Raw genomic sequence first — 18,264 nt, 5'->3', positions numbered from 1 at the left:
AACGAAAAGTGCCGAATGTTAAAAATTCAGCACTTTTTGTTTTTTATTCTTCCCAACGGATTTTATCTTCAATTGGTGAACGAACTGGCTCTCGAGGTTCAGATTCGTGATGACCCAAATAAAATAAACCTATGCATTTTTGGTTTTCCTGAAGCTCCAAGTACGAACCGATATGATTGATTAAGCCTGGAGAAGACCAATAGCCACCGATTCCCAAACTGTGTGCGGCAAGCCAAAGATTTTCGACAGCACATGATGTAGCCGCTAATTCTTCCCATTCTGGCAATTCATTCGTGTAATTCACGACAATAGCAATCGCTACATTGGAAGTTGTTGCTTTTTTTGCCATGTTGATTTCCATCATTTCTGTGTACTTCTCAACAGGGGTAATTTCTTTATAAATTCGGCCTAATTCTTTTCCTAAGCGATTTAACCCATCTTTTCTGAAAATCACAAAACGCCAAGGCTGTGTGCGCTTGTGAGTCGGAGCAGCATTTGCAGCTTCCAATATCAATAATAAATCTTCCTTAGAGACTTCTTGCTCGGTGAAGTTGGCTTGAAAGACTGATCTTCTTTCTTGAATAGCACGTAAGATGTCGTTTTTATATTCTCCCATTATTCTAATTTTAAATCTAAATTTTTGCTTGAAACTTCCAATCCTTTCCTGAAAGAAGAGTTCCTTTCTTTTAAGTCTTAACTAATTTAAGCTTTTTCTTCCCAAAGATTAGCGACATGCAAAATTGTTGTCACTGCCTTTTCCATATCCTGAACACTTACCCATTCCATTTTTCCGTGAAATGCATGGCCTCCAGCAAAAATATTTGGACATGGCAATCCCATAAAAGATAGGCGAGAACCATCTGTACCGCCCCGAATGCTTCTGCGCTCCGCTTTTAAACCTGCGCGTTCAATCGCTTCCATGCCTATATCCATGATCTTAGGATATTGGTCTAGAATCTCTTTCATGTTTCTATATTGCTCTGTAACAACAAATTCATAGGTTGCTCCTTTGAATCCGTGCAAGACATTCTCCACAATGAATTTCAATTCCTGCTCATGGCTTTTTAAATTCTTTGTTGCGTGGTCACGAATAATAAAGTTCAATTCCGCACGCTCAACCGTTCCTGATATGCCGACAGGATGGATAAATCCTTCTTTTTCTTCTGTTGTTTCTGGAGAAAGTCGGTCTTTAGGAAGCGAGTCAATGATTTTGCCCGCGATCTTTATCGCACTGACCATTTTATCTTTAGCGAACCCTGGATGTACCGAAATTCCATTGATGATAATTTTGACACCATCTGCTGAAAATGTTTCGTCTTCGATTGTTCCAGCTTTCTCGCCATCCATCGTGTAAGCGAATTCTGCGCCTAATTTATTCAAATTCACTTTATCTACACCGCGACCGATTTCTTCGTCAGGTGTAAAAAGAATTTTGATGTCTCCATGTTTGATTTCAGGATGTTTCATCAACAGACGAGCGGCATCCATAATCTCTGCAACCCCAGCTTTGTCATCAGCGCCTAGTAACGTTGTGCCACTGGCTGTGATAATATCCTTTCCGATTTGATCCGCTAAATCCGGATGGTCATCGAATCGAATCACAACCGATGAGTCTTCTGGTAGGACAATATTTTGACCCCTGTAATTTGAATGAACGATAGGTTTTACATCTTTTCCTGAACAATCAGGCGAAGTGTCAACATGTGAACAGAAGCAAATAACAGGAACTTGCTTTTCTGTGTTGGAAGGGATTGTGGCATATACATAGCCATTTTCGTCCAATTCTGCGTCCGATATCCCCATTTCCAAAAGTTCTTCAACCAGCAATTTGCTTAAGTTCTTTTGTTTTTCTGAAGACGGACAAGTAGGTGATTTTGGATCTGATTCGGTGTCAATCTGAACGTACCGCTGAAAACGCTCAGATACCGTAAAATCAGTTATTTTGTTAATAAAATTCATGTTATTTTTGTTTATCGGCCCAACCAAATACGCTTTTCAAGATCGAAGAGCTTCGAGCTCCTCCAAAATTGGATCTAATCTTAAGTTCTTCTTCTGCTACTTTGATAAATAAGCCATCAATCGCTTTTTGGGTAACATAAGCATTTAAGTCGGTGTTCAATTTTGAGGTAGAGAATGGAATTTTATTGTATGCTGTTGTCAGCTGGTTCCAATACACGTTGACGCTATTTTCGCCGAGTGCCGCATTGACAATTGGGCTGAATTTTTCGCTTAAAGAAGCGGAAGTGCTTGATTTAAAAAATGTCGTTGCTGCATCTTGCTGACCGCTCAACAAAATATCATAAGCGTCATTGATTGTCATTTTGGATAATGCATTGACGAAGACAGGAGTTGCCTCTTTGACAGCAGATTCTGCTGCGTGGTTCATGCTTGATATAAATTGGTCACAAACAGAACCCAAGCCCATTGAACGCAATGTTTTCTCGACTTTTTGCGCTTCAGGTGGCATTAAAATTTTTACGGCTGCATTTCCCAGAAAACCATCTTTTGCTGATAAAGTATTGATGCTGCTGGTTAATCCTTTTTCTAAAGCTGTTTTGATACCGGTTGTGGCTTGCGCTTTTGAAGGCTGCGTCTGTCCGAAGGATATGCCGAAGAAGCAGACCGCGAATACCAAAGCCATTCCTATTTTGAATCTTTTCATTTCTGATTTTTTAGCTCAGCAAATGTACAAAATTGAAATGAGTCAGAACCGTTTTACTTCCACAACAATGTGGCCGCGACTGGAAAATGATCCGAAGGATATTTGCCCATGTAGGTATCGGTTAGAATGCCGTATTTTTTTACTTTAAATGGTTTCGTGATAAAAATATGATCAATTCTCCCACTTGTTTCAATCCGTTTGCCAAAATTATTAAACGTTGAATTGTTTGCATAAACAATCCCAGCTTTTGTGTATGCATCTTCTACAACACCGCTTGTCGCTAATAAATGATACGCTGGATTCGTTTCATCCACATTGAAATCGCCGGTTAAGATTAGGGGTAAATCTTTCGCGAACTCCTTGGCCTTCGCCAAAATTAATTTGGCACTTTCTTGACGCGCTTCTTTTCCAACATGGTCAAAATGCGTGTTCATGAAAATAAATTCCTTTTTGCTTTTGCTGTCTTTGAATACTGCCCAAGTGCAGATGCGGGGCAATGCTGCATCCCAGCCTTTGTTGGGTTGCTCAGTATTGGTCGGCGATAACCAAAATGTACCGCTTTTCAATAGCTTGAATCGTCTATTGTCGTAGAAAATTGCCGAATATTCGCCTTTTTGAGCGCCATCATCGCGTCCCACTCCCACATAATCAAAATTCGGGAGCAAAGATTTCATGTCTGCTAACTGCTCATTAAATCCTTCCTGAATTCCGAAGATATCAAATTCATGGAATTTGATTAAATCGCAGACCGCCGTTTTTCGGTTTTCCCATAGATTTCCAACATCGCTATCGGTCTTCATACGGATATTAAAAGTCGCTACGTTCAATTCCTGTGCAAATAAAAATGCAGTCAAAATTGAAAATAGGAGCGTTAATAAATTCTTTTTCATGTGATTATTTTGACAGCAGGCTTTGCAATAATTCAGGTTCATCTGTGGTGATAAAATCGATTTTCTTATCAATGAAGTAAAGCATGTCTTCTTCAGAATTTACCGTCCACACATTTGTTTTTAATTTTGCTTTCTTAAATTCTTCAATCCAACTTTCGTTTTTCTTGAACAAACTCAAATGATAATCGACACCTGTCAACTTCGCTTCTTTAATTTGTTCGGGTGTCTTATCACCATTTAAATAATGGATTTTTACTTTTTTATCTAGTTTTCTAAATTCCAAACAAGCGTCATAATCAAAAGCGATGAATTCAACAGCGTTTTCGGCTTTTAATTTCTTGACAAGATCCAATGCTAAATGAACGGATTTCAAAGTTCGTTCTTTGCCTAACTTATTGGTCTTTAATTCAAAGATAAGTTTGGTTTTATTTTGTTTCAACCCTTCTTTCAGATACGCTTCTGCGGTGGGGATTGATTCTCCATTCGGATGTTTTTTACTTAATAATTCCTGATAAGTAGCTGTCGCAATATCAATTCCGTAGAAATCATTGTCATGTGTGACAACTAAGACATCATCTTTTGTTAAATGCACATCAAATTCAGAACCCCAAACACCTTGTTCGATGGCCTTGTTCAAAGACGCTAAAGAATTTTGCGGAACTGCTGTGTTTTTCCAAGAACCGCGATGCGCAATGACCTTCGGTTTTTGAGCATAACTTACCATTTGAATACTTAATAAAAGTAGAAACGAAGCAACTAATTGAATCTTCATAGTACGAATGAATTGTTAAAGTTTAAAAGTAATCTTTTCATATTAATAAAATATTACCATTACTTTAAACCATTCCATTCATCATAAAATTGTTGCAAATAGCTTTCCATATACTGATGTCTTTGCTGCGCAATGTCCTTTGCAGTTGCAGTATTCATCTTATCTTTTAACAACAATAACTTTTCGTAAAAATGATTGATTGTCGGTGCGGTTGATTTTTTGTAGTCATCCTTTGTTTGGCTTTCAAGAGGAGAAACCGTGGGATTGTAAATTTCTCTATTCTTAAATCCTCCGTAATTGAATGCTCGCGCAATGCCGATCGCGCCGATCGCATCCAATCGATCAGCATCTTGCACAATTTCCAATTCCTTAGAATGAAACTGCACATCGCCAAGCGAAGCCTTGTACGACATGTTGAATATAATCTGCTGCACATGCTCAATAACCTCGGCATCGACATCCAGCTCCGCTAAGAAATCACCCGCAACTCTCGGTCCGATGGATTCATCGCCGTTGTGGAATTTGCTATCGGCAATGTCGTGGAGCAAGGCGGTCAATTCGCAGACAAATGAATCGGCTTCTTCCGTTTGTAAAATCAATTTCGTGTTATTCCAAACGCGCTGAATATGCCACCAGTCATGGCCTGATTCTGCGTCTTTCAAACGTTCTTGAACAAAGTCCGCTGTCTGCTGAATAAGCTCAGCGTTAGTTTTCCTTTGATCCGTCATACAATTCATAAGTTAATAAACGACAGTCTAATTTCCCGTTGAAAAACTCAAAACGGCGAGTAGCCTTTAGTCCAATCTTCTTCGCTAAATCTGGATTGCCCGTAAAAACATATCCTCGGTATCCTTTGCACGATTGTTTCATAAAATCGCCAACACGTTTGTAGGTAGCTTCTAGCTTCGTGTGCACGCCTAAACGTTCACCATATTCTGGATTGAACATAATGACGCCATGTTCTTCAGGAACTGTAGTGTCTTCAAAATCACAAACTTCGAAAGTGATTAGATGCTCAACGCCCGCAGTGCGCGCATTGGCTTTCGTAATTTCGATCGCTATATCGGAAATATCTGAGGCGATAATCGTTGGCGTATTTTTTTTGTCAGTCAGTTCTTTTAGCAAACGACGCTCTTGGAAAAAATCCTCTTCATTATAGCCGATGACATGCATAAAGGCATAATTCATGCGCAGTAATCCAGGTCTTCTTTTTTGCGCCAATAAAGCGGCTTCAATCGCCAAAGTTCCAGAACCACACATTGGATTAACGAATGGTGATTTGCCATCCCATCCAGTTGCCATAATTGTCGAAGTCGCTAAAGCTTCTAGCATTGGCGCTTTTCCAGGATGCTTGCGGTATCCGTGTTTGGCTAAGGTTTCGCCAGAAGTATCGATAAATATTTCCGCACGCTCTTCAATCCAATGTAAATGGATAACGATTTTCGATTGGTCAGGGCCCGAATTGGGGCGCATGCCTTTCTTGTCTTTAATTCGATCGACGATTGCATCTTTCACTTTCACATTTGCAAACAAAGGTGTGGTGATAAATTCATTATGTACATTCGATGTCACCGAAAAATAGCCGTCAAACGGGATGATTTCTTCCCAAGGAATTTCGACCAGCTCTTTATATAAAGCATCTGGGTCTTTCGCGCGAAAAGATTTTAATTCGTAGAGCACTTGGCTTCCTGTCTGTAGGTTTAAGTTTAAGCGTATACACTCGGTAAGTGTTGCGGTTAACTCTACGCCTGTATTAAAAGTCCTGTTCAACTTAAATCCCAGTTCTTCAACTTCTTGTTGAAGGTACGGAGAAAGACGTTTGTTGCAGGTAATTATAATTTTACTGGGGGTGTTGAAAACTTCCATCATATTTATGCAAAGTTAGGCATTCTCAAAACGCAAAAAAATTGTATTTTTAGCATTTAATATTAATAATTATGGAAATAAGAGGAAAAGTTCACGAAATTGGTGAAGTGCAACAAGTAACTGATACGTTCAAAAAGAGAGATTTAATCGTTGCATACGCAGAGAATCCACAATTTGTAGAATATATCCGCTTTGAATCTACACAAGATAGAGTGAATATTTTTGACAACTTGACGATTGGAGAGGACATTGAAATTTCTTTCAATTTAAGAGGAAGACCATGGACAAACAAAGATGGCATTACATCTTATTTTAATTCATTGGTTGCTTGGCGTGTAACTAAATTAGGCAACACGACTGCAAATTCGGCATCTTCGCCTCAGCAAGCTGACATTCCGCCAGTAGATATTTCATCCAACAATGCGGATGATGATGATTTGCCATTTTAAGTAGTTTCTGCTAACGAAATATGAAAGGCTTCCATTGGGAAGCCTTTTTTGGTCGTTAACTTTTGGTAAAATTATTTTAATAATGAGCAATTCTTAAGATTCGGATTAATTTAATGTAAATTTTGTTTTAAATGCGAACTGTGGATTCAAATTTGTAATAATTAGTAAAAAAATATTTAAATTGCCGTATGGGATTTGCAACAAAAAAGAGTAGAGGCTGGGAATTAAGACAGTTGCTGTGGACATTTATCTCCATTGCGATGTTTATTCCGTTGCCTGTTCACATCTACCCATTTGTGATGCTTTCGCAAGCACGACAAAGTAAGGTTCGGTCCTGGTATGTAACTGGAGCTGCTTTGCTAATGGTCGAATTGGCTTTGTTTGCCTCATTTGTAATTTTCTGGGGTGCCATGAGCCAAGCGATGATTTTGACTTTATGCGGATACACGGTTAGTTACATTGTTGGGAATGGTCTTTTGTTAAACCGTTCAAAGCCGTATTTACAGCGATTGGAACTGAGTGAAGTCAGAGATTTAAGATGGATTCCGTCGATTGCTTCGCAAAAGAGATTGGAATTGCAAGCGATGACATTGGACACGCCTCAATTATTCATCGAGCGATTGATGCATTGGCGCAAGGAAATTAATAACGCAGCGATTCATAGAAACATTGATAAAATCATCCATTTATTTACGTTGTTGGAAAAGAACGATAAGATTGAAGCCGAAAAGTTTCTGGTGCGTCATTCTACCGTCGTCAATGTTTTGATGAAATATGATGAAATTGAAAACGCCAAATTGAATAATTCTGTAACTTTAGATTCCAAAAAAAAATTGGAAGAGGTCATTACGCAAGCCGCTATTGCAATTGAGCAAGAAGTTACGAACCAGTTTCAATATGGAATATTGGATGTTTCGGCAGAATCCGATGTGTACATCCAAACATTAAAAAATAGAAACCTTTTAAAAGATTAAACTATGGCCAATTTAGATTTAGCTACATTTGACGATGATAACGAGGAGAAGAAGAAGAACGAGATATCCGTTAATTTCACTCCCGAAGAAAAAGCTCAAATCCAACAATATAAAGATAAAATTCAGTTGACGAATACCACTAGCGTAATTCAATACGGTGTTGGAAGTCAGGCTAAAGTGAGTAATTTTTCAAATGAAATCCTGAAGCAAGTTCGTGCGAAAGACATGGGCGGCGCAGAAGATATTTTATTGAACCTACGTACGGATATCAAATCGTTTGACGAAAACCTGAATAAAAAACCGCTGATTCCGTTTTTTGACAACCTGAAAAAGAAATTGCAACGCTTGCGGACTGAATACCAATCTGTGGAAAAAAATATTCATCAGATTGAGTTGAAGCTCGAAGGACACTACAAAGTTTTGGGAAAAGATGTTAATATTTTCGATAAATTATTCATTGAGAATCAAAACTATTTCAAAGAATTATCTCTGTACATTGCCGCTGGCGAAGAGAAATTGAACGAAGCACATACGGTTACGCTACCTGCATTGCGTCAAGAAGCAGAATCGACTGGCGACCAACATAAAATCCAGGAATACAAAGACATGGAGCAACATGTTGTGCGTTTTGAGCGCAAAGTGCATGATTTGAAATTGACGCGCATGGTTGTTTTGCAAACAGCGCCTCAGATTCGAATGATTCAAAACAACAGCAGTTCTTTGATGGAAAAAATCCAGTCGAGTTTGGTAAACACCATTCCATTATGGAAAAACCAGATGGTATTGACATTGGGAATCGCACATTCTCAACGCGCTTTAGAAGCGCAGAAAGCAGTAACTGATGCAACGAATGAATTGTTGCGCAGAAATTCTGAAATGTTGAAAGAGTCGACAATCAGCGTAGCGAAAGAAACTGAAAGAGGAATCGTGGATATTGAAACGATTAAAAAGGCGAATTCGGATATTATCACAACGATTGAAACGGTGTTGCAAATTCAGCGCGACGGACGTGAAAAACGTAAAGTTGTCGAACAAGAATTATTGCAAGCTGAGAATGAATTGAAAACACATATCTTGAAAACATCAAATGATGATACAGCAAGATTGACGAACTAATCTATTTCGCAAATAAAACACAAAAGGCAATCTATTCATTTAGGTTGCCTTTTGTATTATTATGGTTTTTCTCGACTCCTACTCTGTGTCTTTTGTGCCTTCTCTGAGTGCTTTGCGGTCTTTAATTTTGGAAAGGTTATTCGCAGAGTTACGCGGAGAAGTCGCTGAGTTTCGCAGAGCTGAATTCACTTCCTGCTCCGTGTCTTTTGTGCCTTCTGTGAGTGCTCTGCGGTCTTTACTTTGGGAAGGTTATTCGCTGGGTTTCGCAGAGCTAGGTCTTAAAATGTTGAAAGTCCTTCCTCTTTTTTGAATTTTTACTTTTGAATTATCCTCCGCGTCTTTTGTGCCTTCTCTGAGTGCTCTGCGGTCTTTAATTTTGAAAATGTTAAACCCAAAATTCCACAAAGATTTTTCACATAGACAGCACGCCTCTAAATACTAAATACTATATACTAACTACTTCCAATAGTCTTTCCCCAATTTTTTACTTTTTACTTTTGAATTTTTACTTTCTAATTCATCTCCCAGCGTTTCTTAGGAACGCAGACAATGTCCTTTACTTTTCTTAACACAATTGGACGTTGGTCAAAACGATTTTCCAAGACCAATGAATCTTTGGAGTAGGAAGCAATTTTAAATCGTGGCAAATATTGTCCGATTTTATAACAGCCAGAAATTTTCTGTTTTCCGTTTTCTCGCGTATAGATTCCTTCCGCTAAGATGCTGTCTCCACGAACCACATAAACTCCTTGAGCATATTCACTCCATTTTCCGTCCTGATAGCAGCTGTCGACCATCCGTTGTACTTTGGAAACGTTATGCATCTTGGTGTATATGGAGTCGCAGGTGAACGTAAATTCATGCAACGTATAATCCATCATTTCGTTTTGATTTGGAATACTGTCTTGTACCCAAACTCCTTGCAAATAAGAAGCTCCTTCCGTTTGCATATCCGATTGACGAACACAGGATGTAAAAACCAAAAGCACACTTAATCCGAAGAAAAAGCATGCTTTTGAAAATATAGTGCGCTTGCAGTTATTTATCACGAACCTTATTTTAGTTTTCCGACCATTTCTTCCGGCTTCACCCACTCATCAAATTCTTCAGCCGTAACATAGCCTAAAGCTATGGCTGTTTCTTTTAATGTCGAATTGTTTTTGTGTGCAGTCTGTGCAATTTCAGCCGCTTTATAATAACCGATTTTCGTGTTCAATGCAGTAACAAGCATCAATGAATTAGAAACCAATTCCTGAATACGTGCGTAATTCGGCTCGATTCCTTGCGCACAATGCTCATCGAAAGAAACACATGCATCACCAAGCAAACGAGCAGACTGTAAGAAATTAGCCGCCATTAAAGGTTTGAACACATTCAATTCATAATGTCCTTGAGTTCCGCCAATCGTAATGGCTACATCATTTCCCATCACTTGCGCAGCAACCATAGTCAATGCTTCACATTGAGTTGGATTTACTTTTCCTGGCATGATTGAAGAACCAGGCTCATTTTCCGGAATTAAAATCTCTCCAATTCCCGAACGAGGTCCAGAAGCTAGCATGCGAATGTCATTCGCAATTTTATTCAATGAAACCGCTAACATTTTTAATGCACCATGTGTTTCTACAATCGCATCGTGCGCTGCTAAGGCTTCGAATTTATTTTCAGCTGTCACAAAAGGATGGCCAGTGAATTCAGCAATGTATTTTGCAACAACAACATCGTAACCGTCAGGAGTATTCAGGCCAGTTCCTACAGCAGTACCACCTAAAGCTACTTCTGAAAGATGGGCTAACGTATTGCGCAAAGCTTTTAATCCATAGTTCAATTGTGCAACATAACCCGACAATTCTTGACCTAAAGTCAACGGCGTCGCGTCCATTAAATGCGTACGGCCGATTTTGACAACCTGCATGAATTCTGCAGATTTCTTTGCTAAAGTATCGCGCAATTTTTCCACACCTGGAATAGTCACTTCTACAACTGCTTTGTAAGCCGCAATATGCATTCCGGTAGGGAATGTGTCATTAGAAGATTGTGATTTATTGACATCATCATTTGCTTTCAACACAGGCTCGCCCTCACCGATTTTTCCGCCAGCCAATACTTGCGCACGGTTTGCGATGACCTCATTGACATTCATGTTCGATTGAGTTCCCGAACCTGTTTGCCAAATCACCAATGGAAATTCATCCGCTAGTTCACCAGCTAAAATTTCATCACATACCGCTGCGATTGCATCTCTTTTTTGTATAGAAAGAACACCCAATTCGGCATTTGCGTAAGCGGCAGCTTTCTTTAGGTAGGCGAAACCAGCAATAATTTCTTTGGGCATGGATGCTGAGGCGCCGATTTTGAAGTTATTTCGGGAACGTTCAGTTTGTGCTCCCCAATATTTATCTGAAGGAACTTGAACTTCCCCCATCGTGTCTTTTTCAATTCTAAATGACATAGTAAGTGTTATTTAATTTTCACAAAGTTAATGAAAATAATGCAGGCGAGGGATTTAAAAGCCTCTCCAATTGCGTTATTTTCTATGAATAGGAATGCTTTTTATGAACCCAGCCTGTTGGCGATGTGCTGCGCAATGTGGTGATAAACTTGTTTTGGTTTTAGCGAACGCCAAGGAATCTGATTTAGATAGCCGCCAAAATTAATGTAGTAATCGATGTTATGGGATTTAAATTCATCGATCACATGTTCTCTGAAATTTACCCCAACAATCCAGCCATCAGGAATATCTTGAAACCATTCTTCGTAATAGGAATCGTCGGAGGCATGGAAATTCAATACATTTTCACCAATGAGAATAAATTTGTCAATGCCTTCGTCAATCATCAAGTCCAGCAATTCCCGTTTCAATTCCATAATGTCGTTGTAAATGGCATCATTCCATTCACCGATCAATTCAATGATGCAATAACCTTTTTCGTAATCGGCAAACAAAACCTTAAGGTACAAAGTCGTTGAGCCAAAATCATCCCATTGCGGATGCAATAAAAAGTTATAGAGCTGTTTATCAAATTCAAATTCATTGTAAACAGTTCCGAAAAAAGGACTGAGTTCGTCTTCTGCTGCGATATATTCATCTCGCCAATTAAAATAGGGTTCGATTTCGTGCATATATTTAAAAATATGTCAAATATTGCTAAATATTCTAGGTTTAAAAACTTTTTTGCGTAATATTTGCTATATTAATAAATAATGAAAGAATCATTTAATTTTCGTACAAACTAATTAATTTTGCATTCTCAACAATTATGCAAAAAAGCACAAAGCGGAATCTTTTTATAGCTGCTACATACGCAGGAACATTGATTTTAGGTTTAATTTTTGGAATTAACTATACCGATCTCCAAGGAAATAAGCCTGGCAAATCGCTTGTGCCAATCGGTTTTTCGGACAATTCGTACAAGATCCAGCAGATCATCGATTTAATCTCGACGGGCTACGTGGATAGCATCGATATGGATTCGGTTCAGAACGGAGCGATCAATCACATTATTTCCCATTTGGATCCCTATTCTTCGTATTTATTGCCCAATGAATCCTTAGCGCAAACGGAAGCTTTGGAAGGAACATTTGAAGGCATTGGGATGGAGTATTATAATTTGCATGATACACTATTAGTCGTTGGCTTAATCAGCAATGGCCCTGCCGAAAAAGCGGGATTCAAAGTCGGAGACAGGATTTTAAAAATTAACAACAAACAGCTTGCGGGTTTGCCGATTTCTAAGGAAGAAATTGAAAAACTGATTCGCGGTAGGAGAGGTTCTGAAGTTAGAATAGACATTAAACGCGATACCATTGTTGATCCAATTGCAATCAAAGCAATCCGTGACCAAATCAATGTTTCATCCATCGATGTTTCCTATATGATTGAACCGACTGTCGCATACATCAAAATCAGGCGATTTGGATTGCGTACATCGGAAGATTTTCAGGCATCATTGCTTGCGTTGAAGAAACAAGGAGCGAAAAATTTGATCCTTGATTTACGAGATAACGGAGGTGGCTATTTTCACGTCGCTGTAAAACTGGCAAGCGAGTTTTTCAATGACAAACGATTATTGGTGTATACGGAGGGAGCGCATGAGCCCAAGCGAGAATATTTTTCGGATACCATGGGCAAACATGTGCATGGCGGATTAGCGGTATTGATCAATGAGAATACGGCTTCAGCTTCAGAAATTGTTGCTGGCGCAATCCAGGATTGGGACAGAGGAATGATTATTGGCCGACGTTCGTATGGAAAAGGTATCGTGCAGGAGCAGATCGATTTTTCGGATGGTTCTATAGTGAATTTGAGTATAGCGCGTTATTATACGCCACTGGGGCGGAGCATTCAGCGAAAATATTCGGCCAATTGGTCTAACATGATTGATTATCCGAATATGTATAATGGACTGTGGGCTCTGGATACAACCTATTCGCATAGCAAAGCATTTAGAACATTGAAAGGCCGCGATGTTTTTAGCGGTGGTGGAATTGTGCCTGATATAAAGATTGAACAGGATTCCAATGCGACTAGTTTACTGTATCAGCAGATCAGCAATTCTAGTTACATCGAGCAATTCGTCTATGAGCGTTTTACGAAGAAATTGCCAGCTTATTCAATTGAAAATTTCTTGCAGGGTTATAATTTGCCTGATTCGGAATACGAAGCATTTATTGCAAACTTACGTCAAAAGGGCATATCAATCAGTCCTAGAAAGCAAATCGATTTGCATGATTTGATTCAAACCGATATTGAGGCTATCGTTGGCCGTTATTATTTTGGAAGAGAAGCTTACTTTAAAGTAAAAAATCGGGATGACCGATTTGTGTTGCGTGCAATCGATTTTTTCAAAACCGATCAATCCTGATTTTTGAAGGATAAGTCAGCCCAAATAGGGTAATGATCCGATAATTTTTTCTTGACAATGTGGTAATCGTTTACAGCAAACTGTGGCGAGCACAAGATATAATCAATCTGAAACAAAGGCAACATTTCATAATGCGTCACTCCCCAGCCATTTCCTTTTTCCTGAAAAGCATTTAGCATATTTTTACCGATTAGATTTACGCTATACGACATTGGCGTATCATTAAAATCGCCCATTACAACCGAAGGATGTGTGGTTTCTTTGATGTGTTCTCGCAAAGATTCGGCTTGGTTGCTTCGCAATGTAAAAGCTTCCTTAATCTTCAACCCCAAACGCGTTGATATTTTTTTGTCGGATTCTGTGCTGTTCGAAGGGTTTTGAATAAATTCCTTGTCTTCATTCTGCAGGGCAAATGAACGCAGATGGACATTGTAAACGCGAATGGTGTCTTTGTCTTTCAGCACATCCGCATAAATTATCCGATTGATGCCAAATTCATTTTTCTTGATCATGCCCGAATTGATAATCGGATATTTTGAAAAAATGGCCTGGCCATAACCTTCATGGCTATTTTCGACCGCTGGTGCAAAATAGACATGCTTGAGTTCGCTCTTAGCAAGCAGTTCATCGGTGAATTTTTTGGAACCTTTTATCCTGCTGTAAAATTCCTGAAAACAGATTACATCCGGATTGACTTCGTTGATTAAGTCGATCGTTTCAGATTTTACATTGGCTTCCACATGCTTTGCTGGCTTAAATAGATGCACATTAAAACTCATGACGCGCACATCAGCCGTTGAGTCTGCGGAATCGGATCCATTAAAGTTAATGTGTTTGGTCATCAAATTCCATCCGAAAAGAATCGGAATCAAGCTAAAGAGCGCTAATTTTGGTTTTCTTAATACCCAATAAATCACAAATCCAACATTGATAAGCAGAATGGGCAGGTAGCCCAAACCAAAAAAAGCAATTGGCCAAAAAGACTTGGGATTAATGTATGCGGCGGAATAGCTCAGCAATAAAGCAAGAATAGCAAAGACATTTACAATAAATATCGTTTTACTGAAGAATCCTAAATTTTTCCTGAAAATGGACTTTTTTGTCATTAACTAATCTTCTTTACTTGCTTTAAAAAGAGTCTCCTTTTCCTGCGAAGTTAAACTTTCATACCCATCTGCTGAAATTTTATCTAAAATTCCATCAATCACTTCCTGATTAGATAATTCATTTTGTTTGTTTGTGGATGCGTATCGCTTAGCCGCATGATGTACGACTTTCAGTTTTCTTTTTTGTCTTTTCTTAAATACAAGGCTCCAGTCTTTTCCATTTTTCAATGCTTGCATAAATAGGTACCCTGTTAAAATGACAAGCGAATAACTAATCGCGGCAGTTTTATCATTGAGAAAAAAGTAACCGAACTGCAGGATTAAAAAGATAGCTGCTAAGACATATAATTTTACATTCCCGAATAAAAACAAGCGCAGTTCGCTCCTTGGAACCAAGGTTGTCGTGCTCATGATCAAAGCGCCCAAGGCCATCGACGATGTATTCAGATAGGGCGAATTGCTCGAGAATACAGGAAATTCATTAAAAAGCAGATATAGAGCGCCACCCAATAAAGCTCCTCCACAGTAAACGGTCAGAAATTGTCTTCTGTTTAATAAATTAAGAAAGGTATTTCCAATAAAATAGAGCCACAAACAGTCAAATAATAGATTGAAAATATTTGCGTATAGGAATGAATACGTCAGGATTGACCAAGGCTGTTTAATAAAATGAGCAAAAGAATTGGGTAAACTCCCCTGTTCAAATACCCAAGCATAAACGGATGTGGACATATTCTCCGTATCCGATAACAGTTTGAAGAGATGAACGACTAAGAATACGACTACTTGAGCGGTAATAATAAAAGGAATCGGGGAATCCGTTTTATAGGTTTCTTTCCAAAAATCTTTTATCGCGTACGTGCTCCTCATAAACTTAATAAAAATTCGGTCGTTTAATTCCCCAAGCTTTAATTAACAGATAACCAAATAATGCGCCGCCAACATGTGCTAAATGCGCAATTGAACTGCCGCTCTGCGTAAATGCCAATACCAATTCTATAACGATTAAAATAGGAATAAAATATTTAGCTTTCACCGGAACCGGAACAAAAATCAACATCAGTTCCCGATTCGGGAAGAAATATCCAAAGGCCAATAGCAATCCATAAATCGCTCCTGAGGCGCCGACCATAGGTGTGGCATAAATTGAAGCTAATGTGTTAAAATCAGCCTGGCTAAGGCCTGCTGTTCCTGATATCGAATTGTTAAACATGTCAAAACTAATCAATGAATGCGCTCTTACTGTTCCAGCAATATTATAAACCTCAATCGCTTGAACACCATATTGCAAGACCAAAGCCCCCAAGCCACAGATTAGGTAATAATTCAGAAATCTCTTAGAGCCTAATATCTGCTCGATGACTGGCCCGAACATCACTAAAGCAAACATATTGAAAAAGATATGACCCAATCCGCCATGCATAAACATATACGTGATGGGTTGCCATATTTGGAAGAATGGAGAATCAGGATAGAAGACGCCAAATAACATTGTGGCATCTTTGAAAATCATACTGCCAATAAAACAAACTATATTGATTATTAATAAGTTTTTTGCAACTGGCGTAAGATTCGACAACATATTATTCATAAAGAGTATTTTATAGTTTGTTAAATTTTTCTGCGAATTCTTGCAGCGTAATCGTAATCAAGACAGGCTTTCCCTGTAAGGAAATATTAGGAAGCTCGCATGCGAAAAGCCGGTCAAACAATTCGACCATCGCATCTTGATCTAACGAAGTACCGGCTTTAATCGCTGCATTTTTCGCTAGACTTTTCGCTAAGCTCTCTCGTTTGTTCAGTTTTACAGCCGAATCATAATTCTTATAATCTTCCAAAACCTGCTCAATAATCAATTTCTCATTGACATTGCCTAAATCTGCCGGAATTCCGTCAACAATATAAGTAGTTTTGCCGAAAGGGCGCAATTGAAATCCTAAGGATTGCAAATCGGGTAGCAGTTCTTCGACAATGTTAAAATCGCTCACACTTAAATCAATCGTCTGAGGAAATAAGCTTTGCTGGCTCAATCCCTGATTTGTGTGAAGATGTTCTCTGAATTGTTCGAATAAAATACGTTCGTGCGCAGCTTGCTGGTCGATTAAAATTAACCCAGAATGTATTTGCGTAGCAATGTACAGTTTGTGCAGCTGAAAAAACTGGTGCTGTTTGCTAACTACGGCAACTTCTTTCTGAGAGAAATCATCGTCATGAGATTGATGCAATGGCAATTGCTCTGCATGCTCTTTTTCAGTAATCTGGTATAAGGTGTCCCAATTTTGTGGAATACCCGATTTTTTTTCTAAAACAGATGAATAGGACGATAATCCCGACGATTTGGGTTCTTTCTCTGTATCAAATGGATTGAAATTCGGGTTGAATTCGATTGCCGGAACCTTTATTTCATCTAAAGGTTTTTGGGTGATAAATCCATTGAAACTTGTTTCCTGGTTAAAATCCAGCGAAGGAGCGATATTATATTTACCCAATGAGCGCTTTAATGTCGAGCGCAGAATCGCATAAATGGATTTTTCGTCTTCGTATTTGATTTCAGTTTTTGTTGGATGCACATTGATGTCAATCTTCGAAGGATCAATATCAATGAACAGTACATATAACGGAAATGAATCCGCAGGCAACAAATCTTCGTAGGCATTCATTACTGCATGATGCAGGTATGGATCTTTGACAAAGCGTTTGTTGACAAAAAAGAACTGTTCGCCTCGGGTTTTTTTCGCAAACTCAGGCTTTCCAATAAAACCGTTAATGGATATAATCGTGGTGTCTTCTTCGACAGGAACTAATTTCTGGTTATAGTTATTTCCAAATAAATGGACGATTCGCTGTTTTAACGTTTCTTTCGGAAGATGAAATATTTCATTTCCATCGCTATGCAAGGTGAAGAACAATTCTGGGTTTGCCAACGCGATGCGCTGAAATTCGTCGATGATGTGACGCATTTCGACAGAATTGCTTTTTAGGAAATTCCTTCTTGCCGGAATGTTATAAAATAGATTTTTTACAGAAATGCTTGTGCCATTCGGCAATGCTTCTGGATGCTGATCAATAATTCTTGAACCCTCGATTTCAACAATGGTTCCCAATTCGTCTTCTGCGCGCTTTGTTTTTAATTCAACATGCGCAATCGCCGCAATGGATGCCATAGCTTCTCCACGAAATCCCATGGTTTGGATAGCGAATAAATCTTCAGCTTTTCGAATTTTAGAAGTTGCATGCCTTTCGAAACACAGGCGCGCGTCGGTGACGCTCATACCACTCCCATTATCAATCACTTGAATTAATGTTTTGCCTGCATCGCGGACAATCAGATTGATTTTGTCAGCTCCGGCATCAATGGCATTTTCGACCAGTTCTTTTACTGCAGAAGCAGGTCTCTGTACCACTTCACCTGCAGCAATTTGATTGGCTACAGCATCTGGAAGTAATTGAATAATATCGGACATATTTGCAACGAAGTTACAAAAAATGAAAATAGCTTCTGGAATATTCAGCAAATTATTGCGAAGCGCCAACATAAAAAATCCCCTTAATAAATTAAGAGGA

18 protein-coding genes are annotated in these 18,264 nt (G+C 38.8%); 4 read left to right on the top strand and 14 right to left on the bottom strand.

All coding sequences use genetic code 11. The annotated features are described in order from the left end of the window. Nucleotides 1-43: 43 nt before the first annotated feature. The 7 genes from C4F49_RS09175 to C4F49_RS09145 all read right to left on the bottom strand — a co-directional run bounded on the left by C4F49_RS09175 (nucleotide 44) and on the right by C4F49_RS09145 (nucleotide 6,190). Nucleotides 44-616, bottom strand: a complete 573-nt coding sequence (locus C4F49_RS09175) for a nitroreductase family protein (RefSeq protein WP_196935562.1) — start codon at nucleotides 614-616, stop codon at nucleotides 44-46. An 86-nt stretch (nucleotides 617-702) separates the two neighbouring features. Beyond that, nucleotides 703-1,959, bottom strand: coding sequence for a peptidase T (gene pepT / locus C4F49_RS09170; RefSeq protein WP_196935561.1), 1,257 nt, complete (start codon nucleotides 1,957-1,959; stop codon nucleotides 703-705). 1 nt (nucleotide 1,960) lies between these two features. Further along, nucleotides 1,961-2,662 carry a DUF4197 domain-containing protein gene (locus C4F49_RS09165; protein WP_196935560.1) on the bottom strand — a complete coding sequence of 234 codons (702 nt, stop codon included), beginning with the start codon at nucleotides 2,660-2,662 and terminating at the stop codon, nucleotides 1,961-1,963. Between the two features lie 53 nt (nucleotides 2,663-2,715). Next, entirely contained in the window at nucleotides 2,716-3,552 is an 837-nt protein-coding gene (locus tag C4F49_RS09160) for an endonuclease/exonuclease/phosphatase family protein (RefSeq protein WP_196935559.1), read from the bottom strand. Nucleotides 3,553-3,556: 4 nt separating this feature from the next. Then, nucleotides 3,557-4,324 (bottom strand): glycerophosphodiester phosphodiesterase, encoded by a 768-nt coding sequence (locus tag C4F49_RS09155; protein WP_196935558.1) that lies wholly within the window; start codon nucleotides 4,322-4,324, stop codon nucleotides 3,557-3,559. Between the two features lie 59 nt (nucleotides 4,325-4,383). Then, nucleotides 4,384-5,052, bottom strand: a complete 669-nt coding sequence (locus tag C4F49_RS09150) for an HD domain-containing protein (RefSeq protein WP_196935557.1) — start codon at nucleotides 5,050-5,052, stop codon at nucleotides 4,384-4,386. After that, nucleotides 5,030-6,190, bottom strand: coding sequence for a THUMP domain-containing class I SAM-dependent RNA methyltransferase (locus C4F49_RS09145; protein ID WP_196937239.1), 1,161 nt, complete (start codon nucleotides 6,188-6,190; stop codon nucleotides 5,030-5,032). The genes C4F49_RS09150 and C4F49_RS09145 overlap by 23 nt, the downstream gene beginning before the upstream one ends. 71 nt (nucleotides 6,191-6,261) lie before the next feature. Here C4F49_RS09145 and C4F49_RS09140 point away from each other — a divergent pair, with 71 nt between their 5' ends. From C4F49_RS09140 to C4F49_RS09130, 3 genes are all read left to right on the top strand, one after another. Then, entirely contained in the window at nucleotides 6,262-6,639 is a 378-nt protein-coding gene (locus C4F49_RS09140; protein WP_196935556.1) for a DUF3127 domain-containing protein, read from the top strand. A 188-nt stretch (nucleotides 6,640-6,827) separates the two neighbouring features. Further along, nucleotides 6,828-7,613, top strand: coding sequence for a hypothetical protein (locus C4F49_RS09135; RefSeq protein ID WP_196935555.1), 786 nt, complete (start codon nucleotides 6,828-6,830; stop codon nucleotides 7,611-7,613). Between the two features lie 3 nt (nucleotides 7,614-7,616). Beyond that, nucleotides 7,617-8,729, top strand: a complete 1,113-nt coding sequence (locus tag C4F49_RS09130) for a toxic anion resistance protein (protein WP_196935554.1) — start codon at nucleotides 7,617-7,619, stop codon at nucleotides 8,727-8,729. A 512-nt stretch (nucleotides 8,730-9,241) separates the two neighbouring features. On the opposite strand, the gene C4F49_RS09125 is transcribed toward C4F49_RS09130, so the two are convergent. From C4F49_RS09125 to C4F49_RS09115, 3 genes are all read right to left on the bottom strand, one after another. Then, nucleotides 9,242-9,778 (bottom strand): fumarate hydratase, encoded by a 537-nt coding sequence (locus tag C4F49_RS09125; protein WP_231388252.1) that lies wholly within the window; start codon nucleotides 9,776-9,778, stop codon nucleotides 9,242-9,244. Between the two features lie 5 nt (nucleotides 9,779-9,783). Then, nucleotides 9,784-11,181, bottom strand: coding sequence for a class II fumarate hydratase (gene fumC / locus C4F49_RS09120; protein WP_196935553.1), 1,398 nt, complete (start codon nucleotides 11,179-11,181; stop codon nucleotides 9,784-9,786). Between the two features lie 101 nt (nucleotides 11,182-11,282). Beyond that, nucleotides 11,283-11,852 carry a hypothetical protein gene (locus C4F49_RS09115; RefSeq protein WP_196935552.1) on the bottom strand — a complete coding sequence of 190 codons (570 nt, stop codon included), beginning with the start codon at nucleotides 11,850-11,852 and terminating at the stop codon, nucleotides 11,283-11,285. Nucleotides 11,853-11,989: 137 nt separating this feature from the next. On the opposite strand from C4F49_RS09115, the gene C4F49_RS09110 reads away from it, so the two are divergent. Next, nucleotides 11,990-13,594, top strand: a complete 1,605-nt coding sequence (locus C4F49_RS09110; RefSeq protein ID WP_196935551.1) for a S41 family peptidase — start codon at nucleotides 11,990-11,992, stop codon at nucleotides 13,592-13,594. Here the strand turns inward: C4F49_RS09110 and C4F49_RS09105 are convergent. The 4 genes from C4F49_RS09105 to mutL all read right to left on the bottom strand — a co-directional run bounded on the left by C4F49_RS09105 (nucleotide 13,585) and on the right by mutL (nucleotide 18,164). Further along, nucleotides 13,585-14,700 (bottom strand): endonuclease/exonuclease/phosphatase family protein, encoded by a 1,116-nt coding sequence (locus tag C4F49_RS09105; protein ID WP_196935550.1) that lies wholly within the window; start codon nucleotides 14,698-14,700, stop codon nucleotides 13,585-13,587. The genes C4F49_RS09110 and C4F49_RS09105 overlap by 10 nt on opposite strands. Nucleotides 14,701-14,703: 3 nt before the next feature. Then, nucleotides 14,704-15,570 (bottom strand): rhomboid family intramembrane serine protease, encoded by an 867-nt coding sequence (locus C4F49_RS09100; protein WP_196935549.1) that lies wholly within the window; start codon nucleotides 15,568-15,570, stop codon nucleotides 14,704-14,706. Nucleotides 15,571-15,574: 4 nt separating this feature from the next. Further along, a complete protein-coding gene (locus C4F49_RS09095) occupies nucleotides 15,575-16,213 on the bottom strand; it encodes a rhomboid family intramembrane serine protease (protein ID WP_336244683.1) in 639 nt (212 codons plus the stop codon). 88 nt (nucleotides 16,214-16,301) lie between these two features. After that, nucleotides 16,302-18,164, bottom strand: a complete 1,863-nt coding sequence (gene mutL / locus C4F49_RS09090) for a DNA mismatch repair endonuclease MutL (protein WP_196935548.1) — start codon at nucleotides 18,162-18,164, stop codon at nucleotides 16,302-16,304. Nucleotides 18,165-18,264 lie beyond the last annotated feature (100 nt).

Source organism: Sphingobacterium hungaricum, assembly GCF_015210005.1.
GTDB lineage: Bacteria > Bacteroidota > Bacteroidia > Sphingobacteriales > Sphingobacteriaceae > Sphingobacterium > Sphingobacterium hungaricum.
This window is presented reverse-complemented; position numbering and strand designations above follow the sequence as displayed.